This is a genomic window from Actinomycetota bacterium (assembly GCA_040881665.1).
In the GTDB taxonomy this organism is placed as follows: Bacteria; Actinomycetota; UBA4738; order UBA4738; family HRBIN12; genus JBBDWR01.
Genome location: JBBECT010000004.1, coordinates 1 through 26,750 on the forward strand (window position 1 = coordinate 1; position 26,750 = coordinate 26,750).

29 protein-coding genes are annotated in these 26,750 nt (G+C 64.7%); 12 read left to right on the forward strand and 17 right to left on the reverse strand.

The genetic code is table 11. The annotated features are described in order from the left end of the window. Nucleotides 1–879, reverse strand: an 879-nt coding sequence (locus WEF05_01040) for a hypothetical protein (protein MEX1100483.1), incomplete at its 3' end; no start/stop codon positions are given. Further along, nucleotides 876–1,379: a hypothetical protein gene (locus WEF05_01045; GenBank protein ID MEX1100484.1), complete on the reverse strand. Its 504-nt coding sequence runs from the start codon at nt 1,377–1,379 to the stop codon at nt 876–878. The genes WEF05_01040 and WEF05_01045, both read right to left, overlap by 4 nt. A 259-nt stretch (nt 1,380–1,638) precedes the next feature. Between WEF05_01045 and WEF05_01050 the strand changes: the two genes are divergently transcribed. Together WEF05_01050 and WEF05_01055 are read left to right on the forward strand one after the other, a co-directional pair. Beyond that, nucleotides 1,639–2,634: a response regulator gene (locus WEF05_01050; GenBank protein MEX1100485.1), complete on the forward strand. Its 996-nt coding sequence runs from the start codon at nt 1,639–1,641 to the stop codon at nt 2,632–2,634. A gap of 76 nt (nt 2,635–2,710) precedes the next feature. Then, complete coding sequence (locus WEF05_01055; GenBank protein MEX1100486.1) at nt 2,711–5,140, forward strand: EAL domain-containing protein; 2,430 nt, start codon at nt 2,711–2,713, stop codon at nt 5,138–5,140. Nucleotides 5,141–5,172: 32 nt separating this feature from the next. Here WEF05_01055 and WEF05_01060 read toward each other — a convergent pair whose 3' ends face one another. Both WEF05_01060 and WEF05_01065 read right to left on the reverse strand, forming a co-directional pair. Further along, nucleotides 5,173–5,388, reverse strand: a complete 216-nt coding sequence (locus WEF05_01060; GenBank protein MEX1100487.1) for a hypothetical protein — start codon at nt 5,386–5,388, stop codon at nt 5,173–5,175. A gap of 611 nt (nt 5,389–5,999) precedes the next feature. Further along, entirely contained in the window at nt 6,000–6,737 is a 738-nt protein-coding gene (locus WEF05_01065; GenBank protein MEX1100488.1) for a hypothetical protein, read from the reverse strand. A 1,315-nt stretch (nt 6,738–8,052) separates the two neighbouring features. On the opposite strand from WEF05_01065, the gene WEF05_01070 reads away from it, so the two are divergent. From WEF05_01070 to WEF05_01080, 3 genes are all read left to right on the forward strand, one after another. Beyond that, nucleotides 8,053–8,889, forward strand: a complete 837-nt coding sequence (locus WEF05_01070) for a hypothetical protein (protein MEX1100489.1) — start codon at nt 8,053–8,055, stop codon at nt 8,887–8,889. A 753-nt stretch (nt 8,890–9,642) separates the two neighbouring features. Then, on the forward strand, nt 9,643–10,185 hold the full coding sequence (locus tag WEF05_01075; GenBank protein MEX1100490.1) for a hypothetical protein: 543 nt from the start codon (nt 9,643–9,645) through the stop codon (nt 10,183–10,185). A 453-nt stretch (nt 10,186–10,638) separates the two neighbouring features. Continuing rightward, nucleotides 10,639–10,776: a hypothetical protein gene (locus WEF05_01080; GenBank protein ID MEX1100491.1), complete on the forward strand. Its 138-nt coding sequence runs from the start codon at nt 10,639–10,641 to the stop codon at nt 10,774–10,776. Between the two features lie 12 nt (nt 10,777–10,788). On the opposite strand, the gene WEF05_01085 is transcribed toward WEF05_01080, so the two are convergent. Both WEF05_01085 and WEF05_01090 read right to left on the reverse strand, forming a co-directional pair. Further along, the gene (locus WEF05_01085; GenBank protein MEX1100492.1) at nt 10,789–11,019 is read right to left on the reverse strand and encodes a hypothetical protein; all 231 of its coding nucleotides are present in this window, start codon (nt 11,017–11,019) and stop codon (nt 10,789–10,791) included. 196 nt (nt 11,020–11,215) lie between these two features. Beyond that, nucleotides 11,216–12,352 (reverse strand): NAD(P)-binding domain-containing protein, encoded by a 1,137-nt coding sequence (locus WEF05_01090; protein ID MEX1100493.1) that lies wholly within the window; start codon nt 12,350–12,352, stop codon nt 11,216–11,218. A gap of 113 nt (nt 12,353–12,465) precedes the next feature. On the opposite strand from WEF05_01090, the gene WEF05_01095 reads away from it, so the two are divergent. The 6 genes from WEF05_01095 to WEF05_01120 all read left to right on the forward strand — a co-directional run bounded on the left by WEF05_01095 (nt 12,466) and on the right by WEF05_01120 (nt 17,236). Further along, nucleotides 12,466–13,152: a PadR family transcriptional regulator gene (locus WEF05_01095; GenBank protein ID MEX1100494.1), complete on the forward strand. Its 687-nt coding sequence runs from the start codon at nt 12,466–12,468 to the stop codon at nt 13,150–13,152. Between the two features lie 270 nt (nt 13,153–13,422). Beyond that, a complete protein-coding gene (locus WEF05_01100) occupies nt 13,423–13,719 on the forward strand; it encodes a WGxxGxxG family protein (GenBank protein MEX1100495.1) in 297 nt (98 codons plus the stop codon). 451 nt (nt 13,720–14,170) lie between these two features. Next, nucleotides 14,171–14,614, forward strand: a complete 444-nt coding sequence (locus WEF05_01105) for a hemerythrin domain-containing protein (protein MEX1100496.1) — start codon at nt 14,171–14,173, stop codon at nt 14,612–14,614. Between the two features lie 50 nt (nt 14,615–14,664). Continuing rightward, nucleotides 14,665–15,171 carry a hypothetical protein gene (locus WEF05_01110; protein ID MEX1100497.1) on the forward strand — a complete coding sequence of 169 codons (507 nt, stop codon included), beginning with the start codon at nt 14,665–14,667 and terminating at the stop codon, nt 15,169–15,171. Between the two features lie 170 nt (nt 15,172–15,341). Further along, nucleotides 15,342–16,688 carry an adenylate/guanylate cyclase domain-containing protein gene (locus WEF05_01115; GenBank protein MEX1100498.1) on the forward strand — a complete coding sequence of 449 codons (1,347 nt, stop codon included), beginning with the start codon at nt 15,342–15,344 and terminating at the stop codon, nt 16,686–16,688. A 314-nt stretch (nt 16,689–17,002) separates the two neighbouring features. Further along, a complete protein-coding gene (locus WEF05_01120; protein ID MEX1100499.1) occupies nt 17,003–17,236 on the forward strand; it encodes a DUF2188 domain-containing protein in 234 nt (77 codons plus the stop codon). A 63-nt stretch (nt 17,237–17,299) separates the two neighbouring features. Here the strand turns inward: WEF05_01120 and WEF05_01125 are convergent, their stop codons facing one another. The 10 genes from WEF05_01125 to WEF05_01170 form a co-directional block, all read right to left on the reverse strand. Then, nucleotides 17,300–17,638, reverse strand: a complete 339-nt coding sequence (locus tag WEF05_01125; GenBank protein ID MEX1100500.1) for a VOC family protein — start codon at nt 17,636–17,638, stop codon at nt 17,300–17,302. Nucleotides 17,639–17,755: 117 nt separating this feature from the next. Next, nucleotides 17,756–18,097 carry a cupredoxin domain-containing protein gene (locus WEF05_01130; GenBank protein MEX1100501.1) on the reverse strand — a complete coding sequence of 114 codons (342 nt, stop codon included), beginning with the start codon at nt 18,095–18,097 and terminating at the stop codon, nt 17,756–17,758. Continuing rightward, nucleotides 18,094–18,333 (reverse strand): hypothetical protein, encoded by a 240-nt coding sequence (locus tag WEF05_01135; GenBank protein MEX1100502.1) that lies wholly within the window; start codon nt 18,331–18,333, stop codon nt 18,094–18,096. Before WEF05_01135 ends, WEF05_01130 begins: the two co-directional genes overlap by 4 nt. 557 nt (nt 18,334–18,890) lie before the next feature. After that, on the reverse strand, nt 18,891–19,811 hold the full coding sequence (locus tag WEF05_01140; protein MEX1100503.1) for a tetrahydrofolate dehydrogenase/cyclohydrolase catalytic domain-containing protein: 921 nt from the start codon (nt 19,809–19,811) through the stop codon (nt 18,891–18,893). A 200-nt stretch (nt 19,812–20,011) separates the two neighbouring features. Next, entirely contained in the window at nt 20,012–20,935 is a 924-nt protein-coding gene (locus WEF05_01145; GenBank protein ID MEX1100504.1) for a hypothetical protein, read from the reverse strand. Between the two features lie 34 nt (nt 20,936–20,969). Further along, complete coding sequence (locus tag WEF05_01150) at nt 20,970–21,482, reverse strand: sigma-70 family RNA polymerase sigma factor (GenBank protein ID MEX1100505.1); 513 nt, start codon at nt 21,480–21,482, stop codon at nt 20,970–20,972. A gap of 83 nt (nt 21,483–21,565) precedes the next feature. After that, on the reverse strand, nt 21,566–22,660 hold the full coding sequence (locus tag WEF05_01155; protein MEX1100506.1) for a hypothetical protein: 1,095 nt from the start codon (nt 22,658–22,660) through the stop codon (nt 21,566–21,568). Then, the gene (locus WEF05_01160; GenBank protein MEX1100507.1) at nt 22,653–23,165 is read right to left on the reverse strand and encodes a sigma-70 family RNA polymerase sigma factor; all 513 of its coding nucleotides are present in this window, start codon (nt 23,163–23,165) and stop codon (nt 22,653–22,655) included. The genes WEF05_01155 and WEF05_01160 overlap by 8 nt, the downstream gene beginning before the upstream one ends. 187 nt (nt 23,166–23,352) lie before the next feature. Then, nucleotides 23,353–23,985, reverse strand: coding sequence for a hypothetical protein (locus WEF05_01165; GenBank protein MEX1100508.1), 633 nt, complete (start codon nt 23,983–23,985; stop codon nt 23,353–23,355). Between the two features lie 247 nt (nt 23,986–24,232). Then, nucleotides 24,233–24,811: a DUF6036 family nucleotidyltransferase gene (locus WEF05_01170; GenBank protein MEX1100509.1), complete on the reverse strand. Its 579-nt coding sequence runs from the start codon at nt 24,809–24,811 to the stop codon at nt 24,233–24,235. A gap of 173 nt (nt 24,812–24,984) precedes the next feature. Here WEF05_01170 and WEF05_01175 point away from each other — a divergent pair, with 173 nt between their 5' ends. Continuing rightward, on the forward strand, nt 24,985–25,353 hold the full coding sequence (locus tag WEF05_01175) for an ATP-binding protein (protein MEX1100510.1): 369 nt from the start codon (nt 24,985–24,987) through the stop codon (nt 25,351–25,353). Nucleotides 25,354–25,526: 173 nt separating this feature from the next. Here the strand turns inward: WEF05_01175 and WEF05_01180 are convergent, their stop codons facing one another. Beyond that, the gene (locus WEF05_01180) at nt 25,527–26,669 is read right to left on the reverse strand and encodes a YibE/F family protein (GenBank protein ID MEX1100511.1); all 1,143 of its coding nucleotides are present in this window, start codon (nt 26,667–26,669) and stop codon (nt 25,527–25,529) included. Nucleotides 26,670–26,750 lie beyond the last annotated feature (81 nt).

A 26,750-nucleotide genomic window follows, 5' to 3' on the forward strand; every position in this document is an offset into this window, starting at 1 on the left:
CTCGTGTCGGAAGTGGTAGTCGGAGTGACCGAGCACCAACGAGTCTTTCACCCACGCGAGCGTTTGATGCAGGCGCCAGCCTTGCGCGCAGAAGGCCTGCAGGAACACGACCGATCGCTCCCCGGCCGGATGGCACACATATAACGCAGCGCCGGGCTCCAGGACCGAATCAATCGCGGCGAAGGCGTCCGTTAGCAGCTGTTCGAGACTGCCGGCATGGTCGCCCTGGATCCGCAGCGCCTCGGGCGTCTTGCCGGTGTAGTTCACGCCGTAGGGAGGATCGGTCCACAGCAGCTGCGCGCGCTCACCTTCGAGCACCTTCGCAAGGTCGGCGGGCTTGGTCGCATCTGCACACAGCAGGCGGTGCTGACCCAGCAGCCACAGGTCGCCGGGCTCGGTGATCTCTTCTGGGGCCTCGGGGATCTCGTCGGGATCGACCAGGAGCGGGGGTGGATCGATCCCCGCCTCGGATCGAATGCCCTCGAGCAGGTCAAGCACGGCGTCACTAGAGGTTGTGACACCGCGCAGCAGCTGCTCGAGTGCCTCGGAGTCGGGGGTCGCCAGCGCCGCGAGCGGGTCCAGCGTCGCGAGCAGCTTGTCGGCCTCGGCCTCGTCGACATCCAGAACCAGGACCGGCACCGTTTGATCCGGATCCAAGCTCTGACGCAGGTGTCCGTCGATCAGGACCAGCTCATCACCCTGGCGGCGGGCGAGGAGCGCATCCGAGTAGCCGATCTCCTCGAGAAGGCCCCGGAGCGCGTCTCGCTGACGCTGTGGATGACGACGCCAGTTCTTGGCGTTGGGAACAAGGTCACCGGCGCGAACGCGAACGAGCTCGACGACGCGGTCGCGGATCGTGGAATCGGAGGGAGTGCTCACGGATCGCTCCGATCGCCATCCGCCGCGATTGCGGGATCATCCGCCGGCGGAGGTGTCGTGCTGGAGCGCCTCTTCGCCCTCCTCTCACCCAATTCGTCGAGCCGCTGTTCGATCCCCTGCACGAGTTCGTCGCCGTCGACCGCCTCCCCAGAGGACTGGGTCCAGCCCGGACTGTCACTCGTGCTGCGGGCGACGTGGGTTAACCAATACTTCGGAGCGTCGCGGTAGATGCGTGCCTCGGCACCCGCTCGAGCCTCTGCTTGGGCCATCCGGACTTCTTCGGCGAACGCGCGGAGTTCTGGAGTTGAAGAGCGCGAGGGATGATTGTCTTCGCCCCGGGCCATCCAGTCGCGGAATGTTCGATCAGAGATGCCGGCCGTCTGGGCGGCTACTCCTGCGAAGACTCCTCCGCGGATGAGCGAAACGACGGTAGCTTGAATCTCCGGAGTGAGTGTGACTGAGCCTTCCGGTCGGCCCCGTTTCCTGCTCTTGGCATTCACCACACCTCCTAGGGGGTGTCGAATATCTCCGTCAGGTCCCGCCCGGAGACGCTTTTGCCGTCTCCTGACGGCAGCTGGTCCTCCTCCTTCATTCAGGCGAGTCCTGGGACGTTCTATCTTACACGGATGTAGTTCTTCAGGGGATGCCGAAGGCGAGACCCTGCGCGAGGGCTCAATCTCAAGTCGTGGAGTGCCGATAACGAGCATGCGTACCCGATTCTGGGTATCCGACGGTACCCAACCAGGGGTGATGATCGGGATGGAACCAGGGACGGCGGAACTGCCGCACACCGGGCCTCGCGTGCTGCTCGCCGACGACAACTACTTCTTCCGAGCGGGTTTGAAGAGCCTGCTCGCTGACTACGCCGTCGAGATCGTGGGCGAGGCCGGCAACGGGTGGGAGGCTGTGGAGCAAGCGGACGCGGTTCACCCAGACATCGTCTTGATGGACCTGCGGATGCCGCAGCTCGGAGGCCTCGAGGCCGCGCGGCTGATCCGCGAGCACCAACCCGACACGCAAGTGATCATCCTGTCGGCCTACGACGAGCCGGAGCTTCGCAGCGGCACCGAGGATGGGTCGGTCATCGACTACCTCGTTAAGGGGTCGCAGCCGGAGCTGATACACGAGGCTCTGGTCGCCGCATACGGTGCGCCGGTCCCGCCCGTCCCAGCGCTCGATCCGGCAGATCCCGCCAATCAGGATGAAGCGCTCCAGCGACTCACCGCGGCGCAGATGCAGCTCGCGACCCTGCGCCGGGACACCCATGACCCGCACCGGCAGGCGGCATTGGACGAGCTAGAGCATGCTGTGGAGATCGGCATCGAGGGTCTGCGCGACCTGGTATTCGAGATCCGACCGCCCGCCCTCGAGCGCCGCCGACTCGGCGTGACGATCGAGGGACTCCTTGCTCGCCACGCCGAAACCTGCGGGTACCAGTGGTCCGTGCAGGATCGGTTGGCCTCACAGCCCCCCGAGGGCCTGTATGGCGTGGCGCTCGGCATCGCGCGCGAAGCGATCGACAACGTCCGAGAGCACGCCGAAGCGGAGACCGTTTCCGTTTCGCTCGACGAGCGCGACGGCGGGATCTACGTCGAGGTCGCTGACGACGGATGTGGCCTCTCGCCATCGGATCTGTCTGACGCCGCGGTCGGACTCGCTGCCATGCGATCGCGGGCCGAGGAGGTCGGTGGGTCCTGCCGCATCTGGAGCCTCCCAGGCGCAGGAACGACGGTGAAGCTGTGGCTGCCTCTGTGATGCATCCAGCCGCGGATCGTGGAGGCGGCGAGCGATCGTCGGCCACATCGAACAGCCTGCGCGAGTGGGAGAGATCATGAGCAGCGACGCGCCGGTGGCGTCCGAGACCACGGACGCTCCCTCGCCTGCGCTCTCGGTACGCGCGTACCTGATCGCCATCGTTGGCGTGCTCGCAGTCACCCTGATCGGGGTCGGGGCCTACCAGACCTCGCACGCTTTCAACCAGGCGCGACGGGAATCCGGGTTGGACACGGCCTTCCAGGCGCAACTCGCGGCCGACTCCCTGGCCAAGGGGATGGAGGAAGCGAGCGGGTTCACAGCCGGAACGGCGGCCTCCCCCTCGGTAATCCAGGTCTTCGGCGCGATCGACGAGCAGGGATCAGTGTGTTCGCTCACGGCCGGCGGGACCGGGCTTTTCCCCGAGGGATCGATCCATTTCCTGGATCGCGATGGATCCTTGTTCTGTTCCTCCGCGGCGGAGCGGATCTATCGCCAGGGCATTGAATACGGTGGGCTCGCCTGGTTCTCGCGGGCACGAGCCCCCGCGGATGGATCAGCGGTCGCTGTGGAGCCCTTCCTGGATCCGGCGACCCAGAAGGTCTCGATCGCATTCGCCGCGCCGGTCATCGGCGATTCGGCCCGGGCCACAGGCCTGGTTGTCTACGCGCTGCCGGTGGAAGAGGTTGCCACTGCCATGCAGTCGACCTACGGAAGCCGAGCGGCTCTGGCGTTCGACGTGACCTGGACCGCTACGGAACGACTCGTGTCCTCCTCGGAAACGACGACCGGGGGTGCTCCGGTATCGGGCGCCGACCTTCAGAGTCCGTCAGAGGATGCGGTTGCCGGACTGGACGGGGTCAGACGTTTCTACCGCGCCGTTCCCGCACGCGGCACCGGCTTCACCGTGATCGCAGGTGTCTCCGAGTCCGCGACTCTTGCGAGTGCTCGGGCACAACTGTGGGAGCAAATAGGTCTGACGGTCCTTGCGCTCGCCGTGACGCTGGCATTGGGACTGTTCGTCAACCGACGCATCGGAGGTCCTCTCCGCCGTCTCACCCGTTCCGTGGAGAGAGCGGGACAGGCAGTAAGGCCGGAACCGGTCATCTCCGAGGGTCCTCGGGAGGTCCGCCAACTCGTCGAATCCTTCAACGGCCTACTCGCGGCCCGATCGCGTATCGAGGATGAGTTGCGTCAACGAGCGATGTTCGATGAGCTCACCGGGTTGCCGAATCGAGCCGTCGCCCTCGACCGTGTTGAGCATGCGCTGGATCAGACGCGCCGCGACGACGACCTTGTGGCCGTGCTCTCGATCGATATCGACCGGTTCAGCCTGGTGAACGAGAGCCTGGGACGTGATGTGGGTGACCGCATGCTGATCCAGGTCGCTCACCGGATCGCCTCGGCGATCAGACCCGGCGATACCCTCGCACGCTTCTACGGAGATGAGTTCGTCGTCCTTTGTGAAGGCATCAATTCCCGTGAGGATGCCGGCGCGGTAGCAGGGCGCATCAGCGAAGCCCTCGGCAATTCGGTGCACGAGGGGGAGCGGGAGGTAACGATCTCGGTCTCCACAGGCGTGGCTCTCGGCAGCTACGGCAAGAGCACCGCCGCCGGTCTGCTCGCGGACGCCGACACGGCGCGGGCGCTCGCCAAGCAGCGCGGCAAGGCTCGCTACGAGTACTTCGAAGACGCCATGCGCGAAGGGGCTACCACCCGCCTCGGCTTGGAGAACGATCTTCGCCGCGCGATCGACACCGACGAGCTTCGGCTCGTCTACCAACCGGTCATCGACCTTCAGACCGACCGCATCGTGGGCGCGGAGGCCCTGATCCGGTGGCATCACCCGACCAAAGGCCTGCTGTTGCCCGGGGTCTTCATCGACCTAGCCGAAGAGACCGGTCTGATCGTGCCGATCGGGTTGCAGACTCTGAAGCAAGCCTGCGCACAAGCCGCCGAATGGAGCGCGCAGGGGAACCCGATCCGGGTTTCCGTGAACCTGTCTCCCAGACAGCTATCCGAGCCCGGCTTGGCCGTGGATGTGGCCGCGGCCCTGCGGAAAGCGCACCTCGACCCATCGCTGCTGTGCATAGAGATCACCGAGAACACCTTGATGCGGGAGGAGACGGCGGCAAGCGTGCTCGATTCCATCAGGAGTCTCGGCGTGGCGATCAGCATGGACGACTTCGGGACCGGGTACTCCTCGCTCGCCTACCTGCAACGGTTCTCCCTCGACGAGCTGAAGATCGACCGCTCCTTCGTGCGCGAGCTTGGGAAGGAAGCGAGTGCCTCGGACCTCGTCGCCGCGATCATGGGTGTGGCACGAGCGCTCGATCTCAGCGTCGTTGCAGAAGGGATCGAGGAACCGGGGCAACTCGAACAACTGCGTAGGCTGGAATGCGATAGCGCTCAGGGTTTCCTATTCATGCGGCCTCAGCCGCCTGACGTCCTCGCGCCACTCCTGGAGTTGGACGCGGTCCCCTCGCCCATCGACGCGCAGGCGACCTAGGGGCTCCTAGGCGGAGAACGGCTCGTCTGAGGTCAGGTCGCTGCTTCGTCGTCGGCCGACTCTCCGAGATCGGCGCCAAAGGTTTCCAAGGAGATGTCTTCTCCCACTGTCAGGTCGGCACGGTCTAGCGTTGCGAAGACGTGGGCAAGGCCTTCACTTGCAGCCTCCTGACGTGAGCGCGCCGTGAGGTCGAGGTCGATCTCGAGCTCCGTGTCCGAGAATTGCGCCTGCGGGAACTCGTCAAGCACGACCGCTCGGGCCTCGCCTCTCACCGGTCGCAAGAGTGCCAGGCGCGTTCGAATCCTGTACGACGAAGCCATCGCAGCGGGCACCCCTTCCTGGAAACGACAACAATGCGACCTTATCGCGTCCAGGTAGTAAGTCGAGTGTCCGCCAATAGACAGAGGCGGCCCGCAAAGGCTGGGCTCTTGGCCCGTTTCCGTTTTCCCCGAACGGCCGGCACAACGCCCGTTAGGGGCGGGGGCACGGGCATGGAGGGCGACGAATCGAGGGCAGCCCTCACCGCCACGGCGATTCAGCCAGGCGACGCCTGCAACGGCGAGGGTGTCGGACCATCCCGAGGCTCCCTAGGAAGGATCCTGGGTGGCGGAGACATCAGAGCAGGTCTCGCTCTCCCACGCAAGCGCGGGCTGTGGAATGTAGGCATCACAGCAGCGGGGGCGCAGACAGGAGACATGGCGTGCCTCGATTGCGGCGCTACCTGGTGGCGGGTTTCGGGCAAGCAGAAGAGTGATTCCCAATAGGGAGTTGGGATGCACCGCCGCCGTTGCGAACGAAGCACGCCCCCGATCAGATTCCGCGACGTCGACGATGCCGACACAGGCCTGATCAGCGAACATCACATGCGGAGGAATGCAGCGAGTACTCGAGCCTGGGGCTCCGGGATCCCGGCTGCGACAGCAGCCGGAATTACTTCCTCTAGCGCAAGCGTACCGTCGCCCAGCCGATGTCGGAGATCCGAGCCAAGTTCACCGTCTCGCTCCTCCACTGCCAAAAGTGAGGCAGACGCCTTAGTCACCAGAGATTGACCAGCGTTGATCTCTCGCATTCGCTCGTTTGTCGTCTCGTGTCCCTCGATGCGCGCCGCCAGCTGAATCCGCTCATCCGGATCGTTCTCGTCAGCCAATCGACTGCTGAACCAGGATGGGTCGAGAAGGTGGATCGAAGCTTCGAGACTCGCCTGCGTCTCCTCGAGGGCAGCCCAGAAGGTCGCGGGGTCCTTCTCCCCCGGGACCGCGTCATGGTCAGCCAGGTATCGGATCGCGCCGATCAGCAGCAGAGCGTCGGCGAGCTGATTTTGCAGCTGCTCGCGGCTCTCCGGCTGTTCGAGTCGATAGCGCCTCTCCATCTCATGAAAGGCCCTTGAATCCGGATCGAAGACTTGGCTGGGGCAACCCGTTCGCAATGCGACCAGCGCGGCTTCGTCCGCGTTCTCAAGGTGATCGAAGAGTGTCTCGAGGTCACGGTCGTCAAGGCCGCTCCATACAGGCGACCGCTGGTAGCTGACCGCGTCAATCCGTCCCAAGACCGACTTGATTCGCCACAGGTGCGATTCGACCATCCCAGGGTCTGCCATGGTCCATTTCCTAGCCGAGTTCATGCCTCGACGTCAACGCGAGAGCCTGCGATGCTCGCCTTTGCTCGCAGGATCGGATCAAGGACACATTGCGGACAAGACGCCCGTTGGCGCGTAACAGTCCCAGCTTGTGGGACGTTGCTCCACGATTCGGCACCTGCCCAGTGCCGAGCAACACGGCAATCAGCAGGGGGGAAAACCAGCGGCTCGTATTGCGCTCAGTGCAGCTCGGGGTCCTTCCTCCTGCTTTGGGCGCAGGCGTGTCGGAACCGGCAAGTAGATTGAGGTTGGTGCCTGCCCGGCCGGTGGGCTGAAAACCTAACGCTGTGGGGGGCGCGAGCCAGACCACGGAGGCCGGGTCGTGCGGGAACCAAGGCCCGTGTGGGGTTTACCGGGCAGGGGCCAGCACGCGCTTTTCACCGGGCAGGGGCCAACAAACGTCCGACTGGATCGCTGGGACCCCGAAGGGCTCGGTTCGGCTGAGGGTTGCGTGTCCGTTGTTGCGAGCACTATTCAGAAATCTTCCAGCCTCCGCCTAACATGAGGACGGCGCTACCCCCTCCTGAATCACACACTTGGTTGTGTGCCGTCGGCCGAGCTTTTCCCTCCTCGTCGGCCGTTGCTTTGTAGAGCAAATGGGGAACGTCTGGCTGCCTCGATGCCCCGGGGACGCGGATTCCGTGATTCTTGGCGCTTGTCCTCTACGGCGGCACGAAACTCCTGAAGCACCTCGTTTCCTAAACCGTGTGCGCAGGTTCGACTCCTGCCGGGGGCACTCACCAGCGCTTTCATGCGAAGCCCCGAGGACCCCTGAAGTCAGGCACAAAACTGGTTGCAGCAGACGGTGCTGTGAGATTCCTAAGCCGTGTGCGCAGGTTCGACTCCTGCCGGGGGCACTCACTAGCGGATTCTCAGGCACCCGAGGGGGTCGGGTGGGCCAGGCACAAAGCCGGTTGCAAGCAGACGGTGCGGTGAATTGCTCCACCAATCGGCGGGTTCACCGCGGCAACCGGTCGGCAGCGACTCGATCCATTCAACGAAGGCCGCGATCATCTGGGGGCCGTGAGGCTTCCAGCAGTGGTCCCGGCCGGGCCGACCGAGGTCGATACCGCAGTGACAGGTCGGCTGATTTTCGCCGCCCCAGGCGGAGCCGTCCATGAGTTGACCGATTGTGCTGATCACGAACAAGGGGGGAAACAGAGGGTGGGCCCTTCACACCACATTCGAGCTCGGTTGCGTAGAACGCATGGCGAATGGTCACCTGGTTTCCCTCGTCGGGAAGTGGTATCTGAGCCCCACAGGGTGTTAGCCCGGCATGGTCAGCGCCTGGGAGCCCACACGAACGCGGGGTGATGACGTGCGCAATGCAGAAGGACCCCTCTATGCAGAGAACGTCAAGCTGCGAGTGGTGGCGGTTGGACTCGCCTTCTTCCTAGCGGGTGTGGCCTGTGCCTGGGTGGGGGAAGCGTGGCTTGAAGGTGTTTCCAGCCAGACGGTGAGTAGCGTCGGCACGGCGCTCTTCACACTCGGTCTTGGCACCATCGCATATGAGGTGTGGCTCCGAAGATCAGTGACGCGGGAGATGCTCGCCGCACACAGGCTGTCGATTGACCTCACCCGGGCCGGGATACTGGAGATCAATAGCGTGCGGGATGTTGATTGGAAGGATTTCGTCGACAGCAACGCCGGAGATATGACGATCGTCGTCCCCCACGCCAGAACCTGGTCTGCGGCACACGCCCAGATGGTGTGCGAACTCGCCGCAACGAAGAACTTCAAGGTGACCGTCTGCCTCCTGGATCCCTCGGCACCCAAGGAGATCCTTGAGCTGTACGGACATCGAACACGGGAGTACCTTGCCGAGGTTGAAGAGCAGTGGCGCCGCGGGGAAGCGACGGCCCGAGATCGATCGGGCCACGCACTACGAATCGAAGTTGAGCGTCTAGCGGCCCACACCCCGCACTCCTTCTATCGGAAGGGGGATGTCATGTGGGTTGTCCTTCACTCCAGACAGCGCGATCACTCACGGCCGGCGATCTTGTGTGCTCGGACAGGCCACAACGACGGGCTGTTTGATTGGGTCTATGCAGAGTGGCGGGCCTGCAAGGCTCGAGTGGCTGCACAAGCCACCAGCAAGGGCAAGGAGAGTTGAACTCAGCAGCCTCCTCCTCCCGCCCGGCGAGGACGATCGGATTGCTCCTGACAAGAATCGACTGGAATTCCAGCACACACATGAGGGGCGATTTCACCCTGATGGACTTGCCGTTCCCAATCGCGGGTCCTCAATCGCGGCAACGCCGTCTCCGGCCATGAGAGCCAGCCGGGTGACCACAGATCCTGCTGGCCTCTCATACGCCGCGATTACGTGCAGTCGTCCCCGGTCCTACCATTCTCTCGTGGCATTGCTCTATGACGCAACCCAGCCCTCCCCACCAGCCTCAATGCGGGTGGGGAACCAGGAACCCAGCCGTCAGAGAATCCCCCTCTACGGCTGCACAAAACGCCGCGCACCGCGTTTCCTAAACCGTGTGCGCAGGTTCGACTCCTGCCGGGGGCACTGATGCTGTGTCCTGTTCCGGGGCTGTCCTGTTCCGGGTGATGCTGGACGGATGGAGTGTGAACGGAGAGCGGCGGATCGGACGTGATGCGGACCTGATCTGGGCCTTCCCGTGCCGTCCTCCCGGCGCCCACGCCCGCCTTGAGCGATGCGCCCACCACCAGGCGCGACGCCGGGCTTTCATGGTCGTTCCTCCTCGCCTATCGGGCTGGCAAGGAACACTCATATTAAGGTGGACGGATTCTCGCGGGTCAGGTCCACGATTGCATGACGCTGTTACGGAGACATATCTCGTCCCGCGGAGCACATGGCTTCGATTGCATCCCGTTGCGGACTAGGGCACCCTTAATGAGCATATCGAAGGAGCGCCTCGGGACGAGGAGCAAGTGGTTAGCTGCAGCAGCGCTGGTCGGGGGTATTACAGTCCTGGCAGCGACGATCATCGTGGCGTCCGAAGCAGAGGGGGAATCTCCCAATGCACTTGACTGCCCCGAAGGTGCTCCAACAAGCGAGAGCATTTTCGAGTTTTCTTGGGAGCCCGTTGGTCTCACGCCGGAGGAAGCGCAAGAATGGGAAGCGGCAGGCTTCGATTCTCCCGCTGGCTTCTTTGAGAGCGAACTGGCGTTAGAACTGATCCGTACGCCGACAGACTCCCTCGAGCTGGTTGAGGATGAAACCTCTACGGAGGATGGCGTCACGGTGCTCGAAGGTGCTAGTGAGGAGAGTGAAGGTCGCTCAGTGCAGGCGTCGGCTTCCGGGTCCACCATGGGGGCAGCAGAGATTGTTCCGCATGACTTCGTCGTCTGGAACGATGGCCATCGGGTCGCGTTCGTCGGCCTCCTTGAAAGTAACGGACAGTTCCGGGTTGAAAGCGTCTCGCAGTGCGCTTAGCTCCGTGAACCCTTATGCCAAAGGCGCCCAGGGGGAACGGACCACGATGAGGGATGGAAGGCGGACGATCCAGAGCGAGAGACCCCGAAGTGGCGGTTCTCCGTGAGGCTGGTGCAAGAAGCCATCCACAAACCAAGAATGACGCCGATGCCGACCGACAGCCGAGTCCAGCGACTCCACACCGCCAGGCCAGATTGCATTCGAGGGTTCAACAGTCGTAGCCGCCGTCAGAGAGGTCCGCACTGATTTCAAAGGTGTTATAGCAAGGAGCTCTCTCTGGCCCGAACGAAGATTCGGGCCACTCCCTCGTTTGCAAAGTAGAGGGGGCACGAAGAGCGGTCCTAGAGCCGCCTGCTGATCCGCGTGCCTTGTTTCGTGTGACCCCCAGGGCCACTTACCTCCCCGGACTTCGTCAGGAAGGACCCGACCGGGTCTTCTCACAGGAGGTGGGCCGTGCTGGTGGAGCTCAGCGTCATGGAACAGCGGTATCAGGCAGTGCTCGCGGCCGAGCTATGCCGTGAGCATCCCTGGTGGGGACCGGGTCACGGGATCCCATGGGCCGACGACCACGGATCGAGCGAGGACGACTGAACCGTTCCCCGATCACGTGCGTACCCCTGGCAACTCGGGAGAAGAAGGGGGAACGATGCGCACGACCAGGAGAGCGTTGATCGTCGCGATAACGACCGCCGGGCTGGTTGCGGGACCGGGAGGGGTGGCCTTCGCCCACGTCCACGGGGTCACGCCCCTGTTGGCGTGTGGGAACACCGCGATCAACGGCGCGAACCGCACGGACACGACCCCGGCGAGCGAAGCGAACGGGGGTCCGATCACGGGACTGATCCCTCGCGACGTCGGGAACGCCCCGATCACCGTAGGAGATGGTGGGTTCGGTTCGCCCGCTACAGACCACTGCCGGAGCTGACCCAGGGCACCGCCGCCTGCGATGATGGACATGGTCATGGTGGCCGACGGGGCCGCGGACCCGCTTGCGAACGGGACTCGGTCACCTCGGTCGCGGCTGGTCGGCTCAGCGGGCGCCGGAGGTGTTGCGCCGCGCGTCCGGGGCATCGGACACCGAACGCACTGCTCGCCGTGCCTCGATCGTGCGGGCGATGTAGTCGGCGTCGCGTCCGACGCCATGGATCTGCTCCGAGGAGACCGAATGGAGGAACTTGAGACCGATGAAGTAGAGGCCGGGCTCCGAATCGACGATCCCCCGCTCGTGGAGCGGTTCCTGCGGTCCGAGCACGGGTAGCTCGATCCAGGAGAATCCGGGTTGGAAGCCCGTGCACCACACCACATTGGCGGCATCCACGGAGCGACCGTCTTCGAGTTGCGGCAGTCCCTCTGAGACACCGGTGACCCGAGGGACACGTTGCACTCCCAGTGCGGCGAGATCTTTGGGCTTGACCCGGATCAGCGGTTCACCGCTCGAGATCATCTTGGGTCGCGCTTTCCTTCCGATGGGCGTCCCGGTCGTCAGCACCCGGTGAAAGATGACCCGGCCGATGAACGGCATGAGGACGCGGGCGACGACGCTTTCGGGGCGGAAGGGGATCGCGCCGGTGCTGGGTCCCGATAGCACCACCTCGTGCGTTCTCGCCACTTCGTTGGCGACCTCGGCACCCGAGTTCCCCGCACCGACGACGAGGACGCTACCTTCTTGGAGCTGCCCCGGATTCTTGTACTCGGCGACATGGAGCTGGACGATCCGCGCATCGAGATCGGATGCACACTCGGGGATCCGGGGCCGTTGCCAGCTCGACATCGCGACCACCACGTTGTCGGCTTCGAACCGTCGGTCCCCCGAGGTGGCGACGAAACGATCACCTTCCCGCGACAGCCTCTCCACCCGTATCCGCGTCTCCACCTGGAGGTCGAACTTCCGAGCGTAGGACTCGAGGTAGTCCGCCCACTCGTTCTTGCTCGGGAACCCCCAGTGGTACCCGGGGAACGACATCCCCGGAAGGCGATTGAGACGGTTGGGGGTGAACAGTCGCAGGGAGTCCCACCGGTTCCGCCACGCGTCCCCGATCCGCGGATTGGCGTCGATGATCTTGTAGGGCAGATCTCGCCGCGCCAGCTGATAGCCCGTCGCCAGCCCGGCCTGCCCACCCCCGATGACTAGGGTTTCCACGTACTCACGTCCGTGTTGGGCGGCCATGCCACCCACCTCCTCAACCGATCGACCGGGAAGGTTTCCGTGGATCAACCCGGCCGGGCCTATACTCTCAATCGGAGTATCTATACTGGCGTTTGGAGTATGTCAAGGGGGAGATGACGACGCAGCTGACGACGACCTCGTATGCGGTTCTGGCCCAGGTTGCGGTGCATCCCTGGTCGACCTACGAGCTGGCGCAGCAGCGGGTGCGCTACTTCCGCTACGTGTGGCCGCGAGCCGAAAGCGCCATCTACCGAGAAGTGAAGCGGCTTTCTGCGATGGGCCTCCTGACCGGGAAGAAGGACTACGTCGGGAAGCGGGCACGAACCGTGTACTCGATCACGGACGAGGGACGTGAGGCGCTGCGCGGATGGCTCTCCACGCCGGTGTCTCCGTTCGCCATGGATTTCGAAGCCATGATCCGACTCTTCGTGGCCCCTCTCGGCACCAAGGATCAGATCGTGACGACCCTCCATCAGGTCCGAGACGATGCCCGGGAGATGCTCCGTTTCGGAGGAGAGGTCAAACAGGAGTTCCTCGAAGGCCTCGCCGTCACCCAGGATCAGGTCTACATCCGCGCCCTGGCAGTGGACTTCTTCATCAGCCTCCTCAACACGGTCCACGCGTGGGCGGAACGAACCATCGAAGAGATCGAATCATGGGACGACCTCAGCCCCGATGGAAAGAACGAGCGCGCACTCGACAGGATCAGAGAGCTACCGGTCGCGACGCCTAGGCCGATCGAGACGACACCGGTAGCGCCTCGTACGCAGCTCCGGCCGCGACAGCACCGGACACGTTGAAGGTTGATGTCGTGTCCCGGCTGATCGTCGGCCGGGCTCAGCAGGCCGCCAGCAGGCCCAGGACCTTGCGCCGGAACTCCGGCGGGCAGCTCTTCGGCATGCCGTTCCTCCTTTCGAGCATGAGGATTCCACCAACCCGGCTCAACAGAACCGAGGGCAGACCTCTCCACTTTCACGCGCTGCGCTTCTCTACCTGCCAATCGGCGTCCACCACGAGGTGCTTGCCCGCTCCGACCGGCCAGGGAACCCAGCCGGCGCATCGAGGCTGGTTTGAAGCACGATCCGCCGGGTATCGCCAGCGCCCAGGCAAACGAATTCGGAGGGGAGGGAAACATGAAACGGAGCTTGACTGCTTTGGCGCTGGCTGCCGTCCTGACGCTTGGCGGTGGCGCCGTCGCCACAGCGCAGGACACGGACACGTCGGTGACGGAGGAAGCCACCAATGACGATGGCGACACCGGCCTGTTCGGGCTGGCTGGCTTGCTCGGCCTTATCGGCCTCGCCGGTTTGAAGCGACGTGACCGCTCGGATCACGTGAGGACGGGTCGGGACGACGTTCGTAGGTGAGTAGCAGGCGAAGGGGGTGCGGCTATTGCGCCGCCCCCTCCGCTTGCTCTGAGGCGGAGCCGATGATGATGAGGCTTCATGCGATTCGGTAACTGGGAAGTGCAACCACTTGGCGGCGGGTTTGGTTGCTTGATGATGATCTTGGGCTCTCTCGCCTTGTCCGTGCTCCTTACCATCGTGGCCAACCTGCTTCTCCGCTAGGTCTCACCGACTCGTGCGTCCTTTGCGTCTCGGGCCTTCTCGCGCGCAAACGCCGTTGGGAGCGTACGGGGACGGTCCCGCCGGGTCCGAGCGATCGGGCAGCGGATCCTGCACCTCTCTTGAAGGCGGCGGCCTCGAACCACCAGCGGGTTCGGGGCCTTCGCCTTTTCCGAAGGTTTTTTCCGGCCTTGGGTTTGATTGGCCCGCCGCCCGGGAAATCCGCCTTCCCGACGACCAGCGAGGAGGAGAGATGGACGCGATCCAGCTGTTGGAGGACGATCACGACGCGCTCAAGGAGCTACTGGAGAAGGCGGATTCCACTACAGAGCGCGGAGTGAAGACCCGGGAGGAGCTCCTGACCCGCATCAAGAACGACCTTACCGTGCACGAGGCTATCGAAGAGGAAATCTTCTACCCCGCGTTGAAGGAACATGCCAAGACCAAGGAGATCACTCTCGAGGCCTACGAGGAGCACCACGTCGTGGACGAGATCATGGGGGAGATCGAGCAGACGCCCTTCGACGACGAGCGATGGGGGGCCAAGTTCACGGTCATGAAGGAGAACATCGAGCACCACATCGAGGAAGAGGAAGGCGAGATGTTCAAGCAGGCACGGCAGGTCTTGGATGCCGCTGAAATCGAGAAGCTGGGCGACCGGATGGCCGCGCGCAAGAAGTCGCTCCTTGCAGGGTGACGTGTTGGCGGCTCTCATTCGTCATACCGACGCGAAGGGTGAGAGGACCCATGGAAACGCGACCCCTACCGATCTATCTCAACGACCACCTAGCGGGATCCATCGCGGCATCCGAGCTTGCTAACCGCTGCCAGTCCGAGAACCGCGACCGCCCTGAGATCTCGGAAGTGCTCTCTCGATTTCGAAGAGAGCTGGAGACAGAACGTGCCGTTCTGGAGAAGATGATCGAGGTCGTCGGCGGGCAAAGGAGCACGGTCAAGATGGCCATGGCCTGGAGCATGGAGAAAGTCAGTCGGCTCAAGCTGAACGGCGGGGTCATCTCCTACACCCCGCTCAGTCGGCTGATCGAGCTTGAGGGCCTGATCGCTGGGGTGCGCTTGAAGGAGGCGCTGTGGGAGTCACTCATCGTTGCTGGTCCAGGCGGCATCGACACAGCGGCCTGCGGACGGCTCGCTGACCAGGCCCGCCGACAATCTGGGGACCTGGAAACCCTGCGCAAGGCCTGCGTGCTCGAAGCACTCGAAGAGCCTGCAAGTGCGCCGCTGTCTGACAGCTGAGCGAGTTGGTCTCGCTTGCGGTCTCTGCTCTTGCTCGGCAGTCTGAGCCAGGTCGAAGAGAGTCATGCGCAGAGAAGTTCCTCTCCCGATCCGGGGCTCTAACGGTGCCGGAAGAGGCACTTCGCACACGGTGAGTTGCGCCCCGTCACCATCGAGGCGAATATCGGCCCGTGACGGCGAGCTCGACGTTCGGCTACGCGAAGACCGACGACGGCATCTACCTCGGCTATCGGGTGGACGGTGATGGTCCGATCGACGTCGTGAGTCAATCCGACTGGCCGGGCAACATCGACCTGGAATGGGACGACCCCGTCTCGGGGGATTGGCTGCGCGAGCTGCGCTCGTTCTCCAGGGTGATCACGCACGACCCGCGAGGCCTCGGGCTGTCGAGTCGCAACGTCGGTCTCCCCACGCTCGAGACCCGCGTGTCCGACCTCATGACCGTGCTGAACACGATCGGAGTCCGACGGCCCGTGCTCTTCGGCGTCCTCGCCACGGGAGCGGTCAACATCCTTGCCGCCGCGACGCGGCCGCGGCTCCCCCGTGCCTTGGTCTGGGTCGAACCGGCGCCTCGTTACGCGCGGGCCGAGGACTTCCCCTGGGGCGTGACGCCCGAGGACCTGCAAAGCGAGCTCGACTTCATCGACCTGTGGGGGACCGAGGCATACGGGAAGGCATTCCTGCAGGATCAGGAAGTCCTGGGGAACGTCATGCCTCCCGAACTTGGCGCGTACATGCCGAGGTGGACCCGCGGCGCATGCACGCCCGACGTCGCACGGAAGTTGGTTCAGATGTGGGCCGAGATCGACGTCCGGAACGTGCTCGACGCGGTGCGAACTCCCACGCTTCTGCTCGTGCACAAGGAACGGAAGGACGCCGTCGACACCGCCGAGTACGTCGCCGCCCGGATGCCCGCGGCCGAAGTCCGCGCGATGCCAGGCGATGCCTGGGACTCGGAGGATTTCCCCGCATGGGTCGAGCAGATCCGCGACTTCATCGGCGTGGAACGGCCATCGGCGGCGCACAGCACCGTGTTGGCCACCGTGCTGTTCACGGACATCGTTGGTTCCACTCAGCGGTCCTCCGCGATGCCCGGCCGTGAGTGGAAGGAGTTGCTCCAGCGACATCACGCGATCGTGCGTGATTCCTTGCACCACCTCGACGGCACCGAGGTCGATACGGCCGGCGATGGCTTCTACGCCACTTTCGACGGACCCGCGCGTGCGATCCGGTGCGCGGTCGACATCGCAGAACGCGTCGCAGAGCTCGGGATCGAGATCCGCGCGGGGATCCATACCGGTGAGTGCGAAGTGATCGACGGCAATGCCGGCGGGCTGGCCGTCTCGATCGGAGCCAGGGTCGCGGCGAACGCCGGGCCGTCGGAGGTGTTGGTTTCGCAGACCGTGAGGGACCTCGTCGCCGGCTCCGGACTCACCTTCGAGGATGCCGGCGAGCACGAGCTGAAGGGCGTCCCCGACCGCTGGCACCTCTACCGAGTCGTGGGCCACACCGCCTGACCGGGCACGCCTGCCTCCAAGGCCTCAGGTCTCGGAGTTTGGTCTGGTCGTGGTGGCTCAGGTTCGAATGCGGCGCCGAGCCGCGAAGTGCCGAACCAGGCGCATGAACACCGCCGTGAACAGCAGTCGAGCGATCCATCGAAGGAACATAGGAAGCACGTACCCGCGAATGGCTCGGATGATGCGCGTAGCGCGGGTCCCACTCCGGCCGCGCGCGCGACCGAGGGCGCGGGCCGCGCAAGCTTGTGTAGGCGGCGGCCCGTCCGGGTAAGAGACCATTTCGGCAGTAGCCATCAAGAGGAGGGCGTGTTCACGTGTCGAAGGAGAAGGTCTACACGGTTTCGAAGCGCAAGAAGAAGAGTGGGTGGAAAGCGAAAGAGTCCAGGATCGGGGTGATCGCCAGGGCCGACAACAAGGAGGACGTCGTTCAAGCGGCTGCCCAGATCGCGAACCTCCAGAAGCGGGCCACACTCCGGATCGAGAAGGAGAACGGCGAGGTCCAAGAGGAGCGCTCCTACCCTCGAGGGGCCGACAGCAGACCAAAGTGAACAGGTCTCATCTCAGACGTGATCCCGCGAGATCCGACGCGGGCGCAACGATCCGCTACCGCGCTAGGGCAGGTCGAACGCGAGCCCGAAAGGGCTTCCCTCTGTGTCTCGACACACGCTCCACCGCTCTCCCGGGTGGATGACCTCACCGCCGAGCTCGCGGACGCGCTGCAGCGCCGCGTCCATGTCCAGAACCGAGAAATATGGGAGCGAGACCCGGTCGCCGGGCCCCGACCCCCTCTGGTGGAGGCCGAGCGCGGAGCCTCCCCCGTGAGTCTGCCAGCCTTCACCTTCACCCCCGGCGCGGTCCTCGAGCTCCACGTCCAAGAGCGCACTCCAGAACCCGCGAGCCCGGGCCGGGTCGTCGGCAGGGAACTCCACGAGTCGAAGCGGCGAGGTCACGTCACCACGATAGCGGCATAAAGATTCTGCGGTACCGCTCCGACGCCGTGGGAGGGGCTCTTCAGGCCCTCCCAGGTCCCGACACGGACTCTCGCGCCTCTTCTCGTCGTCTCCCCTTCAGCCGACGCGGATCCTTCCGTCCATGTTGGCGTGGATCTTGCAGCGATAGCGGTAGATCCCGTTCTGATCGAACCTGAAGCGGGTGGTCTCACCAGGATCCAACCTGACGTCCTTCGACCAGCCGCCGCCGAACGCGGTGACGGTGTGGTCGTTGTTCCCGGCATTTCGCCAGATGACCCTTTCGTTTCGGGACACCGACACTCGCTTGGGGGCGAAGCGATTGTCGCGAGCCCGGATGGTTTGACGCGCGAGCGCCGTGCCGCCGAGCATGGCAACGAGCACGGCAGCCAAGACAAGCAGCACAAAGATCCGGTGTCTCAGGATACGAATTGACATCATCTCCGACCTCCTCCTTGTCGATGAGTGAAGCACCCCCCGGTCAGCCGATCCCTCGGATCAGTTCCCGGCGCTCGTGCCCGCCGTCGTGATGGGCGCGCCCGAGGGATCGACCGACCACGTACCACCCCTCCCCCCGCGGTCGCGGCGTCACTGATCAACGCTGGCCAGGCGTCGGCGCACTCGCCGTAGCACGTGCTCGTGTCGTCCGTGTCTGCCTCGTACAGATATAGCGTCATGCCTTCGGAGTCCCGATCCGCACCATGCCCTCCCCCCTCTCGTTGGCGCCTCGTGGCATCCGTGGGAATACGGGCCCGGGGGGTCCTGTGGTTCACCGCCCTCCGATCGAACGTCCGCGGGCCGTTCGAAGTCGTATCCCGGCCGTTCAAGGAGATTGCTCGCGCTCGAGCCGTCGGCGCCCATCACCCAGATATCCGCGCCGCGGCACCCCTCGCGAGAGAACGCGAGGACCCAGCTCCGGAGGAAGCGGGTTGACCGTTCCCCTCTCCGGCGAACGACGGATCTCGCGGGCATTACCGAACGTGCTCACCGATGGGGCCGCCGAAGGAAGGGCTCACGACACGGTCGCTGGAAGTGATGGAGGGCTCGGCCAGCACTAGCCACAGCACCGGAGCGGGCGGAGCCATGGAGCGGGCGCGCCTGCCCGAGGGAGCCCTCTTGCCGCTCAGAACGGCCGAGGTGCGTGGCACGCCTAGGCGATCGGGGAGGACGAGACATTCGAGATCATGGAGCTGGCGCGGATCCGCCACCGGGCTGGCTGGGCCCTTGAGCGCGGTCAGCGACGCTCGCCGAAGCGAGACTCCACCCTCGCCGCCGTGGCCGCGGCAGCGAGGGTGTTCCCGACGAGCCAGACGTCCGTGACCGGCCCCACGCCGCCCGGGACCGGAGTGATCGCCTCCGCTCGGGCTCCGACACGTTCGAAGTCCAGGTCGCCAACGATGTGGACCTCTCCCGTCGAATGATCCTTCAGGGCATTGATGCCGACGTCGAGGGCGATCACGCCCTCGCGGACCATCTCCCCGGTGATCAGCGCCGGCACGCCGGTCGCCGCGATGAGGATGTCGGCCTGGCGCGTGAAGTCGGCGAGGCGGCCGGCCTCGTCTGTTCCGGAGTGACAGGTGACCACCGTCGCGTCGCGCTGGAGGCCGAGCGATTGGGCTGGCTTGCCCACGCCGTTGGAGCGTCCCACCACCACGAGGGTTCGTCCGCGGTAGAACCGGGACGGATCGAAGCCTTGCGACCCAGCGTAGGAGTCCAGGATGTGGAAGCACGCGGCCGCCGTGGAGGGGATGAACCGGGGGCGTCCCTGCGCGAGCAGACCGGCGTTGACGGGGTGGACCGCCTCGATGTCCTTGAGCGGGTCCAAGGCGGAGTTGATCTCGGCCTCAGGCAGTTGCGGGGGCAGCGGCTGCAGGACGATGATCCCCGTGACCCGAGGGTCGGCGTTCAGCTTGCCGATCGTGGCGACGACCTCCGCGAGCTCCACGTTCGGGGCCAAGTGCTCTCGCACGTACCGGTACTCCAGCTCCTCGGCCAGGCGGTGGACGTGCCGCTCGTACGCGAGCGCTCCGTAGTCCTCCCCGAACACCACGGTGGCGAGCCCCGGCCGGACCGCCGAGCGCCGCAAGACCCGCAGCTCGTCCTCGATGCTCGCCTTGAGCTCCTCGGCCAGCGCGTTGCCGTCGATCACGTTCATCCCGTAACCATCTCACCGTCCTTGCGTGTCCTCACACAGAAGCTCCGCGTGTGGCAGCCTAAGCAACGCCTCAGGGTGCGGGGGCGGACGGGATCCAGAATTCGACGGTGGTGCCGGACCCCGGCGCCGAGGGATGGACATCCGACCGGGTAGCGTGTGGATGCGTCGTCGCTGACGAAGAGCTGATCCAACCCGAGATCCTAGCCCGTGGTACCCACAGACGAAGGTGGATCGATCGGACGCGGGATCGACGAGCGCCGTGGCCGCAAGTCAGTTGCATCCGCCAGGCCCAGTTCTTCAACGACCTTCAGGTCTGAAATCTCCCCGACCTGATCACCCCCACCCCAGAAGGATCGGATCGCGAGGAGTTCGTGGCTGGACGGATCCACGAAGAGCTCCTGTCGGACGCCGTCCGACACCGCGTGAAATGAGATCCGGTAACTAGGCCGCCCAACAGGATCTGTTGCGGAGAGGTCGACCTTGGCACCTCGCAGCTCTGCGGCGACGTTCAGCAGTGCGGCGCGGTGGGTCGGGGTGACGTTCGGCATCGCGAGCAGGTCGGTGATCGCGCGCCACAGCTGCCCGTCCTTGGGGTCCGACCCGGGAGGAGGACTCACGACGGGGGCCGGTGAGGCTCCCGAAGGTTGGCTCCGTTCCAGTAGGAACTCCTTCAGCTCGTCCGGATCGGTCGGGAATCGGCTGGTGTTCGTCTCCCTGGGGAGCTCACCCGGGCCGAAGGTCTTGTCGTCTCGTTCCGAGTAGCGAAGCCGTCCCGAGTCGTCGGGTGCCCACCACTTTTCCGTAACGCCGTTCTCGATCAATGGCGTCATCGTGCCCTCGGGGGACTGCTCGCCACCGCCGATGCGAAAATCCGTGACCCGCGCGTAGTAATACTGGCCGTCGAGGACCTCCAACGGCGCGGCGATGGCGGGGGGCAGGATTCGGGGGGGCTCGCTCACCGAGGCGGGGCCCTGTGACGACCGGCCGAGCAGGAACGAGGCGGCCACGGCCATCGCCACGACGCCGATCGCCGACGCGCCTACACCCGACGCGAAACGCCTGCGGCGCTGCAGGCTGTGTCGTCGTCGGTGGATATCCGCGAGTCCCAGGTCTAGGGTCGGCACCTCCCGCGCCGCACGCAGGAGCAGGTTTCGACTGTCAGATGTCGTCACGGGATACTCCTTCCCTCAGGCCGTCCCGTCCTCGTGCAAGCAGGACGCGGACCGTAGACGGCTTTATCCCAAGCAGCTGGCTCGTCTCTTCCGTGGTTCGATCGCTGAGATCGACCAACACAAGCACCGCTCGCTGCCTCGGGGTGAGCCGATCCAGAGCTCGCGACACGGTGTCGCGAGCCTCGATCGCCGAGAGTTCGTCGCGCTCGGTCCGGTCGAAGACGCGGCGGACGGCGGCCAGGCTCCTGCGACGTCTGTTCCGGATCAGGTTGAATGCGACCCGGAACAGATATCCCTCAAGGTCCTGAACGTGACCAAGGTCCCCCCATCGCTCGAGGAGGCGCACGAAGGCATCTTGAGTAACCTCCTCCGCTTCGGTCCGGTCACGAATCGCCAGGTACACAGCGGTAAACAGCGATTGGCGCTGAGACACGAAGAAGTCCTCGAAGAGCAGATCGGGGCTTGCCTCCGAGATCGAGGGCGACGGAACGTTGCTCATGACAGCAAGGACACTCCCACGACCTGATCTGCTTACACGGATGGCCGAACGGCAGGCTCACCGTGACCGTCGAACCGACGGGTTCAGGCGATCCAGCTCCCCGCCCCCTCCACCGTCCCTACGACCTTCCAGCCCGCCGCTGTTTGACGGACCTCCCATGCCGACCCGGTTCCGCACAGTCCGCCGCAGACCATGCTCCCCGCGACCTCGAAGTGATCGTTCCGACGGTGGAGCGGTCCGACCCAAACGTAGACTCCCCGACCGCTCGCCCAAAGCCGATCGCGATCGTGCACCTCGCTGAAGTCGGTGACGAAGAACACGCGCGCTTCGTCGGCCAGTCGGTTTGCAAGGTACGACTGCTCCTGCGGCGTGAAGGCGGTTTCGCAATCCTTACCGAAGGAACCGCTGTCCGCGTTCTCGCAGAGCGTTTCGCGAATGAAGATCGTGTCCCACCTCCCGGCGGCCTCTAGGCTGATCAAGTGCCTGACCGCGGCCTCGTAGACCTCCATCCGCGTAGTGTCGCCAACCGGGAGGGACTCGGTGTCCGTCGAGCTGGAGGTTGAAGGCCCCTCAGTCGATAGCCCGAAGTAGAAATGTGTGTATCCCCTGTCCCCGAGGGCCGTGATGTCCAGCAAGTAGAAGGACGGACCGGCTACCGGAAGGTTTAGCCGAGCAACGCGGTCCTCGATGTCGACTGCCAACTCTCCGAAGTCGACAGATGATCTATGAGTTTGGAGCGTCACCTGAGCCGACACTGGATCAAGGGTTCCTCTGAACCGGACCGAACTACTCGGTGGCACGTCGAGATACTCCGCAGGGATCGGGTCGTGTGTGACGCTTCTGCAATCCGGCGCTGGGCAGAAGCCGTTCGGGCGATACGTTCGAGTTACGCCATCGAACTCGATCGTTCCGATCGGATCAGCTTCCTCCGAGGAGAGGAGCACCTCAACGGCGGGGCCGTCAGTATCGCTGGATATCGCGGTCGTGGATGGTGGTTCGCCGAATGTTTGAGCGACCAGAAGAACCGCAGCTGACCCGACCACGAGCGCGAGCACTCCGGCAATGATCCGCTGTGTCCGAATGCGAGCGTGGGCGCGAGCCTGAAGGTCATGCAGCTTGAGAGGGGCCAGCGGGACTGCCCTGAGCTCTCTGTCGAGCCGATCCTTCAACTCACGCATCCTCATCACTCCCTAGACTCGCCCGCAGCGTCTGCTTGGCCCGATGGACACGGCTTCGCACCGACCCCGGTGATATTCGAAGAGTCTCGGCCGCCTCTTCGGAATTCATGCCGAGCCACTCCACGAGAACGATCGCTGCTCGCTGTCCGGGCGAGATCGAGGCCAGGGCTGACAGGATCTCGCCGGGTACGTGCGACTCCATCGGCGAGCGGCGATCGAGGTGAAGCAGATTTCGCGCACGCACTTTCAGGTGATGCAGTCGTTTGCGCTGGAGATTCAGGGCGGTTGAATAGACGTACCCCTCCGGGGAACTCATCGCCTGGACGCGATCCCATCGCTCGTAGGCACGCACCATCGCCTCCTGAGACACGTCTTCCGCCTCGGCCACGTCGAGAGTCACGGCGTAGATCAGACGCACCAATCGTGGGTACTCGTCTTCAAAGAAGCGCGCGAAGGGCCGAGCTTCGAGGCTTGAGGGGTCCGCGTCGGCCTGACCTGTCCTCATCTAGGTAGATAACCCTCATCCTGCGCATGGCGTTGCATGTCACCTGAAGAAGGTTGCACCCGCGAGGAGCCCCTTGGCACAGGAGGCGGGCGAAAGGGGGTCCAGATGAACTCTAGCGGAACACACTCCGAAGGTCGGTCGAGCATCACTCGTGCTGGAGGACGGGCGATTCGACCGCGCTCGGCGATCACGGCATGCGCTGTGGTGCACGCTGCAGAAGAACTGCCAGTTCCGAGACCAGCTCGTCAAAGGGCTCCAGGAAGGCGTCTCCTGGGAATCTCTGAGGGTCGGGGACGTCGACGCCGCATGCCACCAGATCGGCTCGTGCATCTTCGATCAGGTCACGAGCGCCGCTCGATCGGAGGTAGCGACTCTTGCCGGCCTCTCCCGCATCTTCGAGCCAATTGAGGATGCGAACGGTGGGTCGGAACAGGCGGATCCACGGGATGTAACCGGGCAGCTCCTCCGAACCCAACCCCAGGAACGCGCGCCAGCGGCTCTTGTCGGCGGAGAAGACCCGACGATTCCCGGCCCACGCCTCGTCGACGACACCGGCACGAACGAAGGAGAGCAAGATGTCGTTCACGTTCCGCTTGGCGAACGCAGCCGCCTCGGCGACGTGATGCGCGTCGGCCTCCGAGCCCGGCCAGGTCAGCAGGAATCGAGCGACCTCTGACCTCGCACCCGCGTCCATGAGGAGCCGCAAGCGAACGGCGAAGTTCGAGGGCAGCATCGGATCCGGTTCCAGCGCCTTCGGCGCGGCCGCGATCCGCCTCTTCCCCTGTTCTCCTCCTCTGAGGATGGATACCGGCTCGTCCACGGCTCCTGGCCCCGATCGGAAGAGATTCCGAAGCCTGTGAACGGATAGGAGATCGCGGTTAAGCGCAAGCCAGTCGCTGGTCGCGTCGACGAGGCGCGGATCGCTGACACCTCCGGGCACGAACATGAGCCACACGAGGGCCTCCGGGTCGATACATCTCCTCTCGACCCACAGTCCCTCCACGGAAACACCGAGATGCGCCCATTGCGTCCACGCGGCATCCGCAACGGCTTGCCGGAGCTGCTGACTACTCGACGTCGGCATCGTCCACTCCAAGCCGCTCGAGCGCGAGGGACAGCTGTCCACGGAACCCTGGCGAGGGGTCGTGCGTCCTCGTCCAGCGAGCCGCGATCAACAACTCGTCGGGCGTCGGGGTAAGGGCCCGAAGGTCGTCCTCGTGCCGCCCTCCCGCCTGATCGACCATCGCGTACAACTTCAGATGGATCTGGTCGAAGCGATCGGCGTACAGGACGGCGAGACTCGGCCCGACGTCTACGCGATGGACCCGATCGAGGAAACCCGAGGGAAGACCAAAGTCCAAGAGAGCGGTCGGGCCGGCATTGAGCCAATCGGGTGGCAGCCCGAGATCCCGCGCAACCCGCGCACCCGCGGCGACGAGAGGTTCGGGGAGCGGATCCGCAGGAACCAACTCACCTTGTGCCAGGATGCCGACAACATCAATGTCGCGTGTGACGCGGGACACCAATCCCAGCGCCACGAGCGCAGAGCCACCGACGACGACCAACTCGAATCGAGCGTCGGAGTCCTGGAGTTGCTCGGAGAGGGCTCTGAGCGCGGCCGATCCCCACCCCGGAGTCGTATCCATCAGAGATGTATACCATCTCGTGTCAGGATAGTAAAGGCCTCGGTCTGACTCTCCTCTGAGAATGCGAGACCGTCGGAGCCGCGCAGCAGACCCGTCGGAACTGCGGGGGGCTTGAGGCCGTTCGATGACCGGGGCGCGCAATCTCGTGTCCTGGGATGCTCGATCATCGTGCGTTGGACGAGTTGGAGCAGGCCGTCGAGATCGGCATCGAGGGACTCCGCGACCTTGTGTTCGAGATCCAACCGCCCGCCCTGGGGCGCCGCCGCCTCGGCGTCGCGATCGAGGGACTCCTCGCTCGTCATGCCGACACGTGCGGCTACCGCTGGTCGGTTCAGGACCGGCTTCCGTCGCAACCACCGGAGGGTCTGTACGGCGTGGCACTCGGCGTCGCGCACGAAGCGATCGACAACGTCCGGCAGCACGCGCAGGCGGAAACCGTCTCCGTCTCCTTGCAGGAACGGGACGGAGGGATCTACGTCGAGGTCGTCGACGACGGTCGTGGTCTGTCGCCGTCGGACCTGTCAGAGCCGCTGTGGGGCTAGCGGCGATGCGATCACGGGCTGAGGAGGTCGGCGGTTGGTGGACCACAGTGAAGCTCTGGCTTCCCCTCTAGCCGAGCTCACCCGCGGACGACGGATACGTCGCGGCCCCCGCCGGATCGAGGTGACCGCCCCGGATCCTGCTTCCCCCTCGCCGCCCGGTGCTCCGCCCACTACTACCTCGACGAGGGTGGCGGACCGCCTGCACCTGAGCTGACCGTGTCGACAACCACGCGGGCGGCGAGCCACGTCGTGATCGGAACTGCGGCGACGAGGCCGATCGAGCCAACGAGGGTACGGATGATCTCCGTGGCGAGAACCTCGCCGTTCGCGGCGATCCCGAGCGACTGCTCGGAGAGGGTGAACACGATCAGCAGCGGGAGCGACGCGCCCGCGTACGCGAGCACGAGCGTATTCACGATCGAGCCGACGTGATCGCGCCCGACTCGCATCCCTGCCCTTGCGAGGTCACGTCGTCGCATCGTTGGGTCGGTCGTGGCCAACTCCCATACAGCGGATGCCTGCGTAACCGCAACGTCGTCGATCGCACCCATGGCGCCGATGATCATGCCGGCGAGGACCAGTCCTGATAGATCGAGGTCGATGCCGAGCGCGGTGACGATGCCCGCCTCTTCACTCCCCAAACCCGACAGGTGGGCGAGTCCGACGAAGACGTCGGCGAGCACAGCGGTCAAGGCGAGGCCCGACAAGGTCCCAAGCAGGGCGACCGTCGTGCGCACCGAGAAGCCGTGGGCAAGGTAGAGAACGATATAGGCGACGACCCCTGCACCCACGACAGCGGCCCACACAGGAGAAGCACCGTCGAGGATCGAGGGCAACACGAAGGTGAGGAGGATGACGACCGTGCCGATGAGCCCAACGAGAGCCGCGATGCCGCGCAGCCTGCCCAGCAGGATCACGACCAGAGCAAACAGTCCGGCGAGCAGCAGCAACGTCGGCCTTCGGTCCCGATCCACGAGCGAGTACTGAAGGCCTCTGGGAGCGTCAGGCTGGTAGGCCAGCACCACCCGATCACCCTCGGCGACCTCGATGGAGGTTCCGACATCGGGCACCTCGATCGACGCGGTCGATCCCTCGTCGGGCCCCCCACCGAGCTCAAGCCCGATGGTCCGGCATTCGGTTCCGCTGGTCGGATCGGCGTTCGAGCACGGACCGTATTCGAGTGAGACCACGGTCGCCGGGAAGACCGCCCCCCGGTTGAGGATCCCTTGCGAGTCGAGCTCGCGGAGTTCGCCCGGCCACAGGACGATCACTCCAATCGCCAGCGCGATCGCCAAGACGACGGTGATCGCGGTCAAGGCAGCGGCGATGCTGAGCCGCGGTGGCCCGAAGGTGCTCGAGCGATGAGCCATTGGATCAGCTCCCGCCGTGCGGACGCG